The following is a 13,236-nucleotide window of genomic DNA, read 5'->3' as shown; positions in this document are numbered from 1 at the left end:
TAACGCCTAAAAGACTAAAACATGACAACAGATAAAGAATTGCCGGTCCTTAACGGGATGCAGAAAAGACAACTATCCAACTTGGCCAGAACTTGCGTTCTCTACGGCCAGGGCATGGTGATTACCGCCGTGGCAAACCGCATACAGCCTATTAAGAGAGACAGAGTTAAAAGCAAAGTAAACGCTTACGGTCAGGTTGTTTATAAAACCGCCAGAAGAATCCTCCGCCCCGAGTATCAGCCGAGCTACGGCGAAGGCGGTTATAGAACCTTGGAAGATTTAGACCAAAAGTATTGGCACTTCTTGGCCGACTGCCGTGCGGCTTACCGCCAATCAAGAGCTTCAAACGAACTGCTTCATGTCGGCAATATGCGTTACTCCCATGAAGAATTCGAACAGCTTTACAAAGCTAACCGTCCTCATAGACGTCAATGGAAAAACGATTACGTATTCGATTTAGTGAAGAGAGAAGTCAAGAAGATGGGCATAAGTGACCGTCAGCTTAAAAAAGAACAAAAGAAATTAATCGAGAGAGCTTTCAGAACTTTTTCTTCATCTGAAATTTTGTTTATGCGCCGCCGCGCCCGCTGGAAAGCTACGGTTGGAGCCAACACGGAAGCCCGAGCTCTGTATTTCAATGAACAAGTTCAAAGATGGAAGGAATATTTTCGAGCCAAAGGATTGCAGTACATCGGCTGTCCGAAGCTTAAACCCTATAAAGGCGTCTACAACGAAACCTACTGGTACAACTTCCGAAACAAATATATCCCGGAAGAAGTATTCGATTTTGCTTACTTTCCTAAGCCGGAGATGAAATGAGAGCTGATTCAACTTACTTCCGCCGGTTTAAGCAGCCCTACCGCAACGCATGGGAATTATGCTCAGCCATAGGCTGGATGCTCTGTGCCGTTTATTTCTTCGGTCTTTTTCAATTGAAAATTATTGACCGAAACTTAGCTGTAATTGTATTCGGCCTTTGCGGAGCCATGTTCTTTTGGCGCCTTTATGAAGGCTGGAGCATTTTGGTTGCACGCAGTTATCTTCACGGTTATGGAACCGCTTTTATGAGTATTCAGACCTTAATCAAGAAAACAAATCCAGATCATTTATGGCTCGGCCTTGGTTTTGAATGGACGCCTGACCATTCTCAGAAGCTTTATGACTTATCAAAGTACAGTGCTAAGCATTGGCGCCTCAATAAGCTCGCTTTGTGGCTGACCGGCAGAAGCAAATCCGTCATGTCCGATGACGATCAAGGTTTAGCTGCCCTTCATGGTCTTAACTGCGGAGAAACCGATATCTATCGTCCCCTTAAAAACTTTGAAGGCGGTTTATGTATCGTCGGCACAACCCAAGCCGGTAAAGGTGTGTTCTTAGGTACAGCTATTGCACAAGCAATTATCCGGGGTGATGTGGTTATTACCATTGACCCGAAAGGCGGCGGACGGATGGAAAACGTTATCCGTAAAACTTGCGCTATCGTCGGCCGTGATGAACCGTTGATTTTTACCACCGACAATGATCCCGGTTCCGTCCGTTTAGATCCGCTTTACACCTACGGCTCCTCCGGAGAAATTGCCACCCGCATTATTTCCGTCATGCCCCCGAGTTCTGACGGCACTTTCCGCGCATTTGCCTGGGCTGCCGTTGATACCGTCGCACAAGCTTTGATAGAGCTTAATATCAGTCCTTCCGTCCGCACGATTGAAACGCATATCAATAACGGCATCAATGAATTACTGGGTTTAATGTTGGATAAGCTTATCGAAAACAAAGCCTGTCCCGAATGGAGACAAAAGGCTTTGGCCTTCATTAAAGGCAGCAAAAAGGAATTAGAAAACGTTGACCCGTTAAAACTCAAAATTTCTTGGTACGAAAACTTTCTCGATAAAACTCATCACATTCGTCCGATTGAGAGTGCTTTAAAGGTCTATCACCATAGCGCAGAACACTATGCCAAGATTACGGCTTCTTTGATTCCGGTCTTTGCATTGCTCAATAACGGCGATATGCAGAAGATTATCTCTCCGGACAGAAATGATCCGAAAGATCTTCGTCCCATCATTTCTTTGCCAGACGTAATTGAACAAAAGCAAGTTCTTTACATTGCTTTAGGCTCCATGCAGAACGCAGACGTAGCAACCGCAGCGGCTTCCATGATGCTTGCGGACTTAGCATCCGTTGCCGGTCATCGCTATAAGCTCAAGAAAGGCGGTGTCAGAATCTGCTTGTTCGTTGATGAAGTCAGTAATGTTGTCAACGCACCGCTTATTGAAATCCTAAATAAAGGCGCAGAAGGAGGCATATACACGACAGTTGCCATGCAGACAATGGCTGACTTAGAAGAACGCCTCGGCAGTGTTGCTGCAGCCCGTAAGGTTATCGGCAACTTGAACAACATGGTAGCTCTGCGTACTAAAGACGGATTAACCAGAGACGTCTTTACCGAAACTATGGGCAAGACCTATATCAAGCATGTCGATACTTCTTTGTCTACTCACGCGGATAACTACAGCGGCATACCGTCTTATAACGCCGGAGCCTCTCACAAGAGCTCTTCTAAACGTGAAGATATTATTCCCGGCGAGTATTACAGCATGCTTCCTAACTGTCAGTTCTTTGCGAACGTCAGCGGCGGCAAGCTCTATAAGCTGCGTTCTCCGATTCTGATCGATGAGAATGATTATAAGGAAACTGCCTCTGAAAAGGACTCGGCCAAACCGGCTAAAACCGCTGACGAGGAAATCCGTGAAGCACTCGAACTGCTTGAGCAGGATGCAGAAGAAAAGAAGGAGCAAGCATGAACTCCAAAGCCGCCCTTCTTTTCATCCTGAGCTTCATCTTCGTGTATATGTGGATGCCACTTCACTTTGATTCAGTTCATTTCGAATCCAAACTTTCTGCAGAAGTCCGCCAGGTCAGTACCGTTCTTCACAAAGATTTGAGGGATTGGGTAACGCACAATGCATTAAAGCTCACGTCACTTAAAGAGACAACGGTTTTTCCGGAAAGCAAAATCAGAGATGAAAGTGAAGCTTTATTTGAAGAAAAACGCGACAACATTTGGAATATTCCATATTTCCAAAGTCTGAGAGCTCTGACTAAATTAGCAGTTTTCCGTTTATTCATTGCCTTGGTTTGGGTTCTGGTTTTGTTGCCGGCTCCATTGGCAGTCCTCGTTGACGGCTTCTTTGAAAGAAAGCTCAAATTTGAAGCCACAGCTGCCCCGCATCCGGTTCTCTACAAAGTTGCGCTTTCGGCTCCGATTTATTTAGGCGGTTTCTTTGCCTTATCGCTGATTTGGCCTTACCCGGCGTACGTCTGGCTGATTCAAGGCGCTTTTGTCGTGTTTCTGATTGCTCTGCATACGGTCACAGCCAATTTCCATAAATTTAACTAACTAACTGAATTTTGTTTGATTTGATGATTCCTTTGACTCACAAAATTGCATCCGCGTTAGTCGGCTTTTTAATCTGTGCATTTCAGCCGGTCTTTGCCGATTGCTTTGACATCCACGGCCGAAACTTCGGCGTAGCACCCGACCTTCTTCGCGCAATTGCTATCACGGAGTCTTCCGGCAATCCGTCTGCACTCGCCGGGCCTAAATGTTCTCAGGATATAGGTTTGATGCAAATTAATTCTCAATGGCTTTCTAAATGGAACCTGTCGAAATCGGAACTGCTGAGTAACGCTTGCTTAAACATTGAAGTCGGCGCCCGAATTTTAAAAGACAACTTGATGCGTTTTGAAAATCCTTGGGAAGCGGTCGGAGCTTATAACGCCGGCTGTTCCAGACTCAAAGGCCAAGACTGTACGGATGCCAGACAAAAGTATGCCTGGAGAGTTTTTAAAAATCTTCAGTCTTTAGACGACAAGACTCGGGAGAAGCTTAAAGCCATCGCTTCTTAAAACCCCATTTACCAGTTTTTCTCTTCTCAGGACGCTTTAACAGGGGCGCCCTTAGGGAAGCTTTTTCTAAAAATCCTGTTAATTCACTATCTAAGGAGTTTTCTTCATGAAAAAACTTAACACAGCAACATTGAAATCCGTCGGCGCCTGCGCCCTCTTCTTCGCCGCTTCCGCTGCTTTTGCAGCTAACGGCGACACTGACTTCCAAGACCTTTACACCAAGCTTCAAAGCTGGTCCCAAGGTACGTTGGGCCGTTCTATATCTTTGATGTTCTTATTGGTTGGCCTTGGCGTCGGTGTTATCCGCGGCTCCATCATGGGCGCTGTTGTCTGCGTTGCCGCAGCCATGGCTTTGTTCATCGGACCTGACATCATCGACAACATCTTCACCGGATTAATCTAATAAACCCGGGAGGCGCCTACGCCTCCTTGGGTCATCCCCACTCATATGCATTACTCAGAAAATAAATCTCACTTGATTCCTAAAAGGCTTGATGCCCCGCCTCGATTTCTCTTATGGGACTTTGACACGGTCGCTGCCGGCTTTGCCGGTATAGGCATCGGCATTATTGCCAACAATATGCCCTTAGGACTTCTCTTTTCCATTGCTTTTGTTTGGGCATGGGTAAGAACAAAAGCGGGAAGACATCCGGCTTACGGATTCCACTTCCTTTATTGGCATCTGCCCATGAATCCGTTTAAACGTATGCCGGCTTCTGCCCGCAGAACATTTATTGGTTAATTTGTTATGAACATCCATGAATACACATCCGAGCTTGCGAGCCGTTTGGCCGTCAGAAAGTTCTTTATCTACGCCTTTGCCGCAAGCCTCGGAGTCAACCTCATCTTGGCCGGAGGCATCGTAGCAATGGAAGATAAAAGCCGGGTCGTCGTGCTTCCGGCCGAACCTTCTAAATCCTTTTGGATGGATGATAAAACCGTTTCTCCCGAATACCTCGAACAAATGAGTTCTTACTTAGTCCAGTTGGCTCTTAACAATTCTCCGGAAACTTTTGAGCACAACATGACTCAGCTTCTTAAATACGCGGACCCCGAAAAACGCGGCGATATTGAACTCATGCTGTTAAAACAGGGACGTCAAATGAAAAGCTCCAACTCATCGACTTCCTTTATTCCGCAGTCGGTTGAAGTTCTTCCCCGCTCCATGAAAGTTGCCGTCTCCGGCAATGTCCGTCAGTTCATCGGCAATGTGCTTACCTCCACCACGCAGAAATGCTGGACGCTTCAGTTCCGTTATGCAGGAACTCGTCTTTGGGTTCAAAGCATGCATGAAACCAACTGCAAAAAGCCTTTTGAGAATTCTTCTAAGAAGGAGGCTTAAACATGACTAAAACTACGTTAAAACTTGCCTTAGCCTTTACTGCAGCATTGTCTTTACAGGTGCTGGCCGCTAAAGAAATTCCGCCGGGCTTTGACTTTGATGAGAGCGTGCCGAGCACGGCACAAGCATCTACCAAGCTCAAGAATCTTGGAGATGCCCGCTATGCTCCGATTTCTATGCGTCAGGCAAACAGAATCTCCGTTAAAAACGGCAGAATCCTCCGCTATGTCTCTGATCCTCAAGTCATTGACATTAAACATGACGAACCGACCGGATCTTTGTTTGCCGTTCCTTTGACCAGAGAAAGCACAAACTTGTTTGTAATGACCGAATCCGGTCAAACACATTCTTTAGTGCTGACGCCCACGGAAAAACTTTCCGGTCAAAACTTAGAAATCGAAGAAGCCCGCAGCTTGACCTCTTCTTCTAACGCGGCAGCCGGAACTTCTCATCCGGCAGAAGAAAGAATCCAAAAGCTTTTTAGAGGACTCACCACCATAGTCAACGAGCCTTCTAAAAAACTCTCTGCATCCAAAATGATTCGTGATTCTTTAACGGCCGTGCCCGTTCGTTATTGGGATACTGCCGGACTCAGACTGGAACTCTGGACGCTGGAGAACATCAACTCTGCCCCGGCTCCGATTGAAGAGTCCAGCTTCTGGCAAAAGAATGTCGCGGCTATTGGCGTAGATAAAGCCTCTCTTTCTTCCAAAGAAAAAACAGATCTTTGGATTGTCCGCATGGGAGATTTCCAATGATTGGCTATACACCTCAAAGCGCAGCAGCTCGCAAAACGCTTTTTAAGCAATGGAAAGTGCTTGCTCTTGCTCTCATCGGCTGTGGGCTCGTCGTCTTTCTTTTTATGCATTTCACCGGAAAAGATTCCGTTCCTAAAGAGCGTAAAGAAACACCGACCAAATTTGAAATCACGCCGAACGAAACAGACGTGGAACGCTACAAGGCACTTTACGATGAAAGACTTCAGAACCTCGAAGGTTCTTTAAAAGAAGCCTCTGCACGAGAAAAGCACTTTACTAAAGAATTAGAGCGCTTAAAGGAAGAACTCCATAAAAAACAAGCGGAAGAAATCCGTGCACCAAAAGCCGTTTCCAATTATTCTCAGGACGGCTGGCCTCCGGCTGAAGCGATTACCGGAGGACAAACCGGTCAAATCCTCGGCAAGAATGCCCCGCACTCAAACAGACAAGGATTTTCTTCCGGGCAAACCTCCCGCCAAAGACAAGCGGCTGAGCAGCAGGCATCCCAGCGTTTGCCTCGCTTGGTTATTACGGATCTTTCGCAAAAGAAAGAATCTTCTTCCGTGCTTGGCAAACTGCCGCAGCAGCAAAGCAAACCTTCTGCCTTGACATACCTTCCGAGCGGAACCTTTGCTAAAGCAAGGCTGCTTAACGGCACCATTGCTCCTACCCGCGGTCAGGGAAGCGGCAACCCTGTTCCAATCTTAATGGAGCTCACTGATGCCGCCGTTATGCCTAACCTTTATCGTTCCGGCATTAAAAGATGTTTTGTGACCGCTAACGCCACCGGTGAACTTGCCAGCGAACGAGTTCTGATCCGCTTAGACCGTCTTTCTTGTATTGACGAAAACGGCGGAGCCGTTGACACCAAACTTCAAGGATACGTTTCCGGCGAAGACGGTAAAACCGGTCTTCGCGCTCGATTGGTAACCAAATCCGGACAGGCAATCGCCAATGCACTCTTTACCGGAACCTTATCGGGCCTTGGCAAAGCCGTCTCTTTAGCCGCCGAAGACTCCACCACATCCATTACCGGAACGGTTTCAAAAAGCGTTAAAAATCCGTGGCGAGCCGGTCTCGGCGAAGGAACGTCCCATGCCATGGACCGCATTACCGATTACTACTTAAAACTTGCCAGCGATATGTTCCCGGTCCTTGAAGTGGATTCCGGCCGTGACGTAGAAATCGTGATTTCTCAAGGCTTATCTATTGAACGTTTAAATAAATAAGAAATTCTCCTATGCAAAAATCTCTTCTCTTTTTATTCATTGCAGCAGCCTTTGCGGCTTCCTCGGTTCATGCCTCCGGAGCTTGCACTAATCCATCTCCGGGCGCCGTTAAGACCGCAGCTGTCGTCAAAGCCGCTTCCGTTAAGTCTGCAAATGCCTCGGATAAAACAGCACCGGTCATTGTGGATCCGTCCGCGAACTTAAAAGAAGCTTCCGAAAGATTTGCCGAGCGTTATCCAAAAACCAAAGTAAATGAATTTTCTTTAACGCCCGTTCCCGGAATCTTTGAAGCCGCCGTCGGTAAAGAAGTCATTTACTTTGATAAAACAGCGAGATTTCTGTTTTCCGGCCGTCTCTTGGATATGGAAAAAGGTCAGGACTTAACCGACCGAAGACTTAAAGATATTCGCCGCATTGACATTAAAAAGCTTCCTTTAGATAAAGCCGTTAAAGAAGTTAAAGGAAACGGCTCCCGAACCTTGATTATCTTTACCGATGTTGATTGTCCTTATTCCAGAAAACTCGCTAAAACTTTAGAGAAAGTTACCGATGTGACTGTCTATACGTTTCTTTTTCCTTTAGTTTCTATCCATCCGGAAGCTAAAGCTAAAAGCGATGCCGTCTGGTGTGCAGCCGACAGTGTTAAAGAGCTGGCTAAAGCTTTAAACGGAGAGACGGTTAAGTCGGTAGCTAACAATCCGATTTGCACTTCTCCGGTCGAATCTACTCTAAAGCTGGCCGCAGAGCTTGGCATCGGAGGCACGCCGACCCTGATTAACGCCGCAGGCGACCGAACGGCCGGAGCCCTTCCTCTTGAAAAGCTCGAAGAATTCATCAATCAAGGCAATAAAAAGACAAAATCATGAGAACCACTGCACTTTTAACTTGTCTGCTTCCGGCAGTTCTTTTAACAGGCTGCGGCTCCTTGACCGGCTTCTCCAATGCTCAGACGGACTTTTCCTGCGGCGATTTAACCGGCAAGCCGTCTTGCAGAAATATTTCGGATGTCTATGCCCAAACACAAAAAGAAGCTGAAGACGCGCAGAACCTTCAGGTGCCTGCGGCCTTCGCAGCCCAAGCGGAGGAGCTGGAATTTGTCCAACCGTATTTTGAGCCGAACCGAGAGCAAGCGGCTAAGGGCTCAGCTTCCGCCCCTTCTCCCGAAGAAGCCCTGCTCAAGGCAGAACGGCAAGCAGCCTCAGCGGTCAGTCCCATCACCAGCCCGAACTTTGCCGTAATTTCTCCGGCGTCGCCTTGGAGAAGCCCCGAAACCATTTTTAGAGTTTGGATGGCGCCTTTTACCGACACTGAAGGGGACCTTCATGACCAGCGTTATATGTACGTCAAAGTGCTGAACGCCGGCTGGTCAGTCCCGACAATTGATGAAATGGCTAAGCCGAGAAGTCCTTATCGCCCAGTCTACCCGCTCTCTCAAGATAAAACACCGGAGCCCTCGACAAAGAAACCTAACCCTTTAGATGTCCTTAAAGGAAGAACTTCGTGACCAGGCAATTAAAAGCTTCTCTTTTGAAGAACCTTAAAACAAAACTTTCTTCCAAGTTCGGAATGTCTTTTGTCTCCAATTTATCCATGAAAGATTCAGAAATGGAGCCGAGAACCGGCTCTCCTATGCTTATCGACAGATTCTCCAACCTTCTTCCTTACGCTCATTTCAGCGAAGAAGATAACTTATGCGCTATTGCCGCTCCTAACTTCAATTCTTTTGAAGGCCTGGGCTACGTAATTGAGATTGTTCCGCAAACCGGATGTACTCCGGTCATGGCTAAAAGCCTCAAGCATCTCTTCGGTCAAGGAATTCCGGAAGGAACCGGCATTCAGTTCTGCTTGTTTGCTTCTCCGTACGTTAAGCCTTTGACGGATTTAATTCTTTCTTCAGCCGTTGAACCCTCATCTAAAGATGATCCTTTACGCGTTGAGCAGCTTGAGCTCATGAAGGGGCTTTCCAAAGCCCGTGCCGACTTCTTATTAAAAGGCTCTTATCAAGATCCTAAACCCGGAATAACCGGAAGACTATGCAATTTCCGCTCATGGATGAGTGTAGTCATTCCGACTTCCGATCCTTTTAATCTTGCCGTTCGCGATAAAGTTAAAAAGATTCGGGAAGGACATATGGCTCTCCTTCGCCAATGGCATTTAAGCCCTTGGTCTTGGAACGAGTCCGTCCTCATCAATACGCTTTCTCAACTGTTAAATCCTCATTTGTTTTTAGAGAATGCTTGGACTCCTACCGTTCACGATCCCGATCGTGAACCGAGAACCCAGTGCGTCCTCGCCGATACCAGAATCAATATTGAACCGAACTTCATTGATTTTCACTCTTTATATCGACAAAAACGAGTAGCTGCCGTTTCCATGAGCGTACGCAATTATCCGGAAGCCTTTTCTTTGGATAACGTAAATAAACTGACAGGTTCTCCTCAAGGCGATAAAGCCCCTTATCCTTGTCCGTATCTCATTACCACCTGTCTTTCTACCAAGAGCTACGAATCGGCCAAGGCACAGACGCAGCTTAAAAGCGCACGAGCCGAGCAAATCGCCTCCACGGAAATCGTCAAGTTTATGCCGGTTATGCGTAAAGAGGCCGAAGACTGGCGCTTAGCCGTTGAAGCTTTTGAAAACGGTGAAGGACTTCTTCATATGTCCAACCAAATCCTGTTGTTTCCGGAAAGCGGCAATCAGCACACTGCCGTAGAAACCGCGCGCTCGATTTACCAAACCGCAGGCTTAGATCTCGTGGTGGACGACTTTATGCAGCTTCAAGGCTTGTTGGCCTCTTTGCCGATGACCGGAGGACCGCTTTTAGCGGCCGACATTAAAGCGGCTCAGCGCTCAACCACTAAAACCACGGGCAACGCCGCTAATATGCTGCCTCTGATTGCCGATTGGAAAGGTTCTCCTCCCTTAGCAGGAAAGCAGCTGCCGACGCCGGTCATTAATCTTGTCAGCAGAAGAGGCCAAATTCTTTCCGTTAATCCTTTTGCTAATCCGAACGGAAACTACAACGGCGCGATTATCGGTGCTTCCGGCTCCGGCAAGAGTGTACTCTTAAATGAAATTGCAACCGGCGTCTTAAGAACCGGCGGAAGAGTTTGGATTATTGACCACGGACGCAGCTTCCAGAAGCTTTGTTCCGTTCTGCAGGGCCAATACATTGAATTCTCCGATCTTCCTCGCGCTGACGGCAGCTTTGACTGTCTTAATCCCTTCTCCCTGATTGAAGATATCGACAAAGATTTAAGTTTCTTTTTGCCGGTCATCGCTCAGATGGTTTCTCCTTCTATGCCCTTGGACGACCTGCGTCTTTCGCACTTGGCCGTCCACTTCAAGAGTACTTGGGTTAAAGCCGTCAAAGAAGGAAGAATTCCGACGGTCACTGACTTAGCTGAGTCCTTGATCCATAACGGAAGAATCGGCGGTACTAAACCTCAAATCGATGATGAACATTGGGCAGCGCATTACCAATCTCTTACTCGAGCAGAGCAGGAACATTTAAACGACCCGAGAATTTCCGACCTCGGCATTCAGTTAAGTCCTTTCTGCAAAGGAGGCGCTTACGAAACCTTTTTTAACGGCGAAGCCAATATCCGTTTTGACAACAAGTTTGTTGTCTTAGAGCTGGAACAGCTCAAAAACAAGAAGTCCCTTCAGTCCGTCATCCTCATGCTGCTGATGTGTCTTATTGACCAAGAAATGAAACAGGGCTCCCGTAAAGAAGCCAAGCTAGTCATTATTGATGAGGCCTGGGACTTAATGGGCGAAGGCCATTCCGGCAAGTTTATTGAGGAAGGCTACCGCCGCGCCAGAAAATACAACGGCTCTTTCTTTACCGCTACACAGTCTCCCTCTGACTATTGGAAAAGCGAAACTGCCCGTTCGGCTTTAGAAAACTCTGACTGTTTATTTATCCTTCGACAAAAACAGGAAGCCTTAGAGCAGCTCAAACGCAAAGGTCATATTGCGATGGATGACCATCAGATTCAAATGCTGGAGTCTTTAACGACTGTTGCAGGAGCTTACTCGGAAGTTTTTATCAGAATCGGAGATCAACCGCCTTCCGTAAACCGCTTGCTTTTGGATCCTTACTCTCAGCTCATGACCAGTACTCATCCAAACGATATCGAAGCCATTAATCATTATCTTCAGCAGGGCTTGTCCATGCATCAGGCAATTGAATTTGTTCTTAAGGATCGAAGCAAATGACGAAGCCTTCCACAAACAACATGAGGAATGAAAACACTCGGCCGCACGTTGCCGTAAGGTCACCTTCTCTGCTTTCTAAAGTCTTAGCCGTCGCAGTCATGGCTCTCGCCGTTCTTGCAAGTGCTGCCTTCTTCATGCTGCAGAGACAAATTAAAGAGGCCCCTGCTTTTGCGGTACTGAACCTCAACAAGGTAGTTCAAGTCAACGAAACCATTCTGGCTTCTAAAGGATTAAAACCTGAAGAGTTAGCCGTTGAAGCCAAAATCTTTGCACACCGCATGAAAACCGAAATAGAAAACCTTCAAAAAGAATGCAATTGCACCTTATTGGTTTCTTCTGCAGTGATCTCACCGACTAAGCTGCCGGATTACACCGAACCTTTGCTGCAAAAGCTCGGCTTTACACCCGACAAAATCGCTAAATCGGAAATCTTAGTCGCCGAGCGTATGAAAGCCCTTCAATCTAATTTCTCCAAGGCCTTCAAATGAATTTAGCTCATAACGCCGTGAGATTCTTTTTGGGCATTTCACGCCATTACTCTCGCTACGGATGGATTTGGATGCTCGCTTTATTGATTGTGGTCATTCTTACCCATCACTGGAAATTGGCTTACAACTACACCAACTCTTTGCCCCAAACGTTGTTTGCGATTCAGCTGGGACAAAAGGATGTTGAGCGAGGAGACTATGTGGCTTTCTATCCTCCCAAAAGCGCAACCGCCGGCAATGAGATGCCCTTTGTTAAGAAAGTGGTCTGTCTGCCCGGAGAAAGAATCCGCACCTATGGCCAGCAAATCTTTTGTGAAGACAAGCCAGTTGCGGTAGCGAAGAAAGTCTCGCTCAAAGGAGAGCCCTTGCAGAAGATTCAAGACCAACTCCTCGGCGAAGACGATTACTTTGTCTTGGGAACCCATCCGGACTCTTTTGATTCTCGATACTCGAACTTCGGACCGATTAACCGCTGCCGTTTTATCGGCAAGGCTTACCCTATTTTTTAATTATCGCCCTTCCATGAAAACCTCTCATCTTCTTTTAGCTTGCTGTCTTTTGGCTTCAGTAGGAGCCTTGGCGGGATTTACCCATGCCGGCTTAGAAATCCGCGGCCTCGGCATTTCTGCGGCTCCTGCCAAATTCGCAAAAGATAGTGCCGGTTCTTCAATTCTTAAAGACCATAAGGCAGTAACCGTAAAAGAAAACCCTGCTGCAAAAGAAAAGCTTCAGGCCCTCGGTCCGATCTATCCAATTGCTGAGCCTGATTTGTTGGAGCTTTTTATGGAAAGAATCAACCAACTTAAATCTTCCGGTCAGTACCAAAAACGTTTTGACCAAGAAAAACAAAAAATCGCTGAACTCATGCGTAATCCTCCGGCTGTTGTTGGTCTTGCTAAGGCACAAGAAATCAGAATTTGGCCTTTAGAAGCTTCCATCCCTGAAACCTTACCCGAAAGCCTTCTTCGTCAGGCTGCCTCCGTTGAGATGCCGAGGATTTCTCGGGAGTTGATTTTTATTGACGGAACCGACAAAGAAGAATTAAACGCAGCCAAAGCCATCGCCGAAAAAAGGCCTGACTCCAGAATCGTTCTCGTCAACGGCAGCATTGGTGAAGCAAGCCGCACCCTTAATAGAAGAATATTTTTTGACCAAGGCGGCTCTTTAACGCGTCTTTTCGGCATCCATGCTACGCCGGCGATCCTCTTTAACGGTACGGACGGCCCGAGCGGAATGGAGTTCCCGCCCCAAGAAGTTCAATCCGTACTGTCTAACTCCCTCTAAGCCTG

Annotated in this window: 15 protein-coding genes; all 15 read left to right on the top strand. The window is 47.0% G+C overall.

Annotated elements, in window-relative coordinates; genetic code table 11:
* The first annotated feature begins 21 nt into the window (after nucleotides 1-21).
* The 15 genes from ADH67_RS02095 (at nucleotide 22) to ADH67_RS02025 (ending at nucleotide 13,231) form a co-directional block, all read left to right on the top strand.
* Nucleotides 22-819 (top strand): hypothetical protein, encoded by a 798-nt coding sequence (locus ADH67_RS02095; protein ID WP_066591181.1) that lies wholly within the window; start codon nucleotides 22-24, stop codon nucleotides 817-819.
* Nucleotides 816-2,804 carry a conjugative transfer system coupling protein TraD gene (gene traD, locus ADH67_RS02090; RefSeq protein WP_066591180.1) on the top strand — a complete coding sequence of 663 codons (1,989 nt, stop codon included), beginning with the start codon at nucleotides 816-818 and terminating at the stop codon, nucleotides 2,802-2,804. Before ADH67_RS02095 ends, traD begins: the two co-directional genes overlap by 4 nt.
* Nucleotides 2,801-3,400, top strand: a complete 600-nt coding sequence (locus ADH67_RS02085; RefSeq protein ID WP_066591179.1) for an IncC plasmid conjugative DNA transfer DtrJ family protein — start codon at nucleotides 2,801-2,803, stop codon at nucleotides 3,398-3,400. The genes traD and ADH67_RS02085 overlap by 4 nt, the downstream gene beginning before the upstream one ends.
* Before the next feature lie 32 nt (nucleotides 3,401-3,432).
* Nucleotides 3,433-3,909, top strand: a complete 477-nt coding sequence (locus ADH67_RS02080) for a lytic transglycosylase domain-containing protein (RefSeq protein WP_158212612.1) — start codon at nucleotides 3,433-3,435, stop codon at nucleotides 3,907-3,909.
* Nucleotides 3,910-4,015: 106 nt separating this feature from the next.
* Nucleotides 4,016-4,312 carry a TraA family conjugative transfer protein gene (gene traA / locus ADH67_RS02075; RefSeq protein ID WP_066591176.1) on the top strand — a complete coding sequence of 99 codons (297 nt, stop codon included), beginning with the start codon at nucleotides 4,016-4,018 and terminating at the stop codon, nucleotides 4,310-4,312.
* Between the two features lie 45 nt (nucleotides 4,313-4,357).
* The gene (gene traL, locus ADH67_RS02070; RefSeq protein WP_066591174.1) at nucleotides 4,358-4,651 is read left to right on the top strand and encodes a type IV conjugative transfer system protein TraL; all 294 of its coding nucleotides are present in this window, start codon (nucleotides 4,358-4,360) and stop codon (nucleotides 4,649-4,651) included.
* A 6-nt stretch (nucleotides 4,652-4,657) separates the two neighbouring features.
* Nucleotides 4,658-5,251 (top strand): type IV conjugative transfer system protein TraE, encoded by a 594-nt coding sequence (gene traE, locus ADH67_RS02065; RefSeq protein ID WP_066591172.1) that lies wholly within the window; start codon nucleotides 4,658-4,660, stop codon nucleotides 5,249-5,251.
* A gap of 2 nt (nucleotides 5,252-5,253) precedes the next feature.
* Complete coding sequence (locus tag ADH67_RS02060) at nucleotides 5,254-6,009, top strand: TraK domain-containing protein (protein ID WP_066591170.1); 756 nt, start codon at nucleotides 5,254-5,256, stop codon at nucleotides 6,007-6,009.
* Complete coding sequence (locus ADH67_RS02055) at nucleotides 6,006-7,238, top strand: TraB/VirB10 family protein (protein ID WP_066591168.1); 1,233 nt, start codon at nucleotides 6,006-6,008, stop codon at nucleotides 7,236-7,238. Before ADH67_RS02060 ends, ADH67_RS02055 begins: the two co-directional genes overlap by 4 nt.
* Before the next feature lie 11 nt (nucleotides 7,239-7,249).
* The gene (locus ADH67_RS02050) at nucleotides 7,250-8,104 is read left to right on the top strand and encodes a DsbC family protein (protein ID WP_066591166.1); all 855 of its coding nucleotides are present in this window, start codon (nucleotides 7,250-7,252) and stop codon (nucleotides 8,102-8,104) included.
* Nucleotides 8,101-8,742, top strand: a complete 642-nt coding sequence (gene traV, locus ADH67_RS02045) for a type IV conjugative transfer system lipoprotein TraV (RefSeq protein WP_084081408.1) — start codon at nucleotides 8,101-8,103, stop codon at nucleotides 8,740-8,742. Before ADH67_RS02050 ends, traV begins: the two co-directional genes overlap by 4 nt.
* Nucleotides 8,739-11,459 (top strand): type IV secretion system protein TraC, encoded by a 2,721-nt coding sequence (gene traC, locus ADH67_RS02040; protein WP_066591162.1) that lies wholly within the window; start codon nucleotides 8,739-8,741, stop codon nucleotides 11,457-11,459. The genes traV and traC overlap by 4 nt, the downstream gene beginning before the upstream one ends.
* Nucleotides 11,456-11,947: a hypothetical protein gene (locus tag ADH67_RS02035; protein ID WP_066591161.1), complete on the top strand. Its 492-nt coding sequence runs from the start codon at nucleotides 11,456-11,458 to the stop codon at nucleotides 11,945-11,947. Before traC ends, ADH67_RS02035 begins: the two co-directional genes overlap by 4 nt.
* Nucleotides 11,944-12,456 carry a signal peptidase I gene (gene lepB, locus ADH67_RS02030; RefSeq protein WP_066591158.1) on the top strand — a complete coding sequence of 171 codons (513 nt, stop codon included), beginning with the start codon at nucleotides 11,944-11,946 and terminating at the stop codon, nucleotides 12,454-12,456. Before ADH67_RS02035 ends, lepB begins: the two co-directional genes overlap by 4 nt.
* 13 nt (nucleotides 12,457-12,469) lie before the next feature.
* Nucleotides 12,470-13,231 (top strand): conjugal transfer protein TraW, encoded by a 762-nt coding sequence (locus ADH67_RS02025; RefSeq protein WP_236578446.1) that lies wholly within the window; start codon nucleotides 12,470-12,472, stop codon nucleotides 13,229-13,231.
* Nucleotides 13,232-13,236 lie beyond the last annotated feature (5 nt).

Origin of the sequence: Turicimonas muris (assembly GCF_002221595.1) — a bacterium.
GTDB classification, from domain to species: Bacteria; Pseudomonadota; Gammaproteobacteria; order Burkholderiales; family Burkholderiaceae_F; genus Turicimonas; species Turicimonas muris.
This window is presented reverse-complemented; position numbering and strand designations above follow the sequence as displayed.

What these genes read in the sequence shown, in the direction of transcription:
- ADH67_RS02095 (WP_066591181.1), top strand. Translation starts at nt 22, where the DNA reads ATGACAACAGATAAAGAATTGCCGGTCCTTAACGGGATGCAGAAAAGA.
- traD (WP_066591180.1), top strand. Translation starts at nt 816, where the DNA reads ATGAGAGCTGATTCAACTTACTTCCGCCGGTTTAAGCAGCCCTACCGC.
- ADH67_RS02085 (WP_066591179.1), top strand. Translation starts at nt 2,801, where the DNA reads ATGAACTCCAAAGCCGCCCTTCTTTTCATCCTGAGCTTCATCTTCGTG.
- traA (WP_066591176.1), top strand. Translation starts at nt 4,016, where the DNA reads ATGAAAAAACTTAACACAGCAACATTGAAATCCGTCGGCGCCTGCGCC.
- traL (WP_066591174.1), top strand. Translation starts at nt 4,358, where the DNA reads ATGCATTACTCAGAAAATAAATCTCACTTGATTCCTAAAAGGCTTGAT.
- traE (WP_066591172.1), top strand. Translation starts at nt 4,658, where the DNA reads ATGAACATCCATGAATACACATCCGAGCTTGCGAGCCGTTTGGCCGTC.
- ADH67_RS02060 (WP_066591170.1), top strand. Translation starts at nt 5,254, where the DNA reads ATGACTAAAACTACGTTAAAACTTGCCTTAGCCTTTACTGCAGCATTG.
- ADH67_RS02055 (WP_066591168.1), top strand. Translation starts at nt 6,006, where the DNA reads ATGATTGGCTATACACCTCAAAGCGCAGCAGCTCGCAAAACGCTTTTT.
- ADH67_RS02050 (WP_066591166.1), top strand. Translation starts at nt 7,250, where the DNA reads ATGCAAAAATCTCTTCTCTTTTTATTCATTGCAGCAGCCTTTGCGGCT.
- traV (WP_084081408.1), top strand. Translation starts at nt 8,101, where the DNA reads ATGAGAACCACTGCACTTTTAACTTGTCTGCTTCCGGCAGTTCTTTTA.
- ADH67_RS02035 (WP_066591161.1), top strand. Translation starts at nt 11,456, where the DNA reads ATGACGAAGCCTTCCACAAACAACATGAGGAATGAAAACACTCGGCCG.
- lepB (WP_066591158.1), top strand. Translation starts at nt 11,944, where the DNA reads ATGAATTTAGCTCATAACGCCGTGAGATTCTTTTTGGGCATTTCACGC.
- ADH67_RS02025 (WP_236578446.1), top strand. Translation starts at nt 12,470, where the DNA reads ATGAAAACCTCTCATCTTCTTTTAGCTTGCTGTCTTTTGGCTTCAGTA.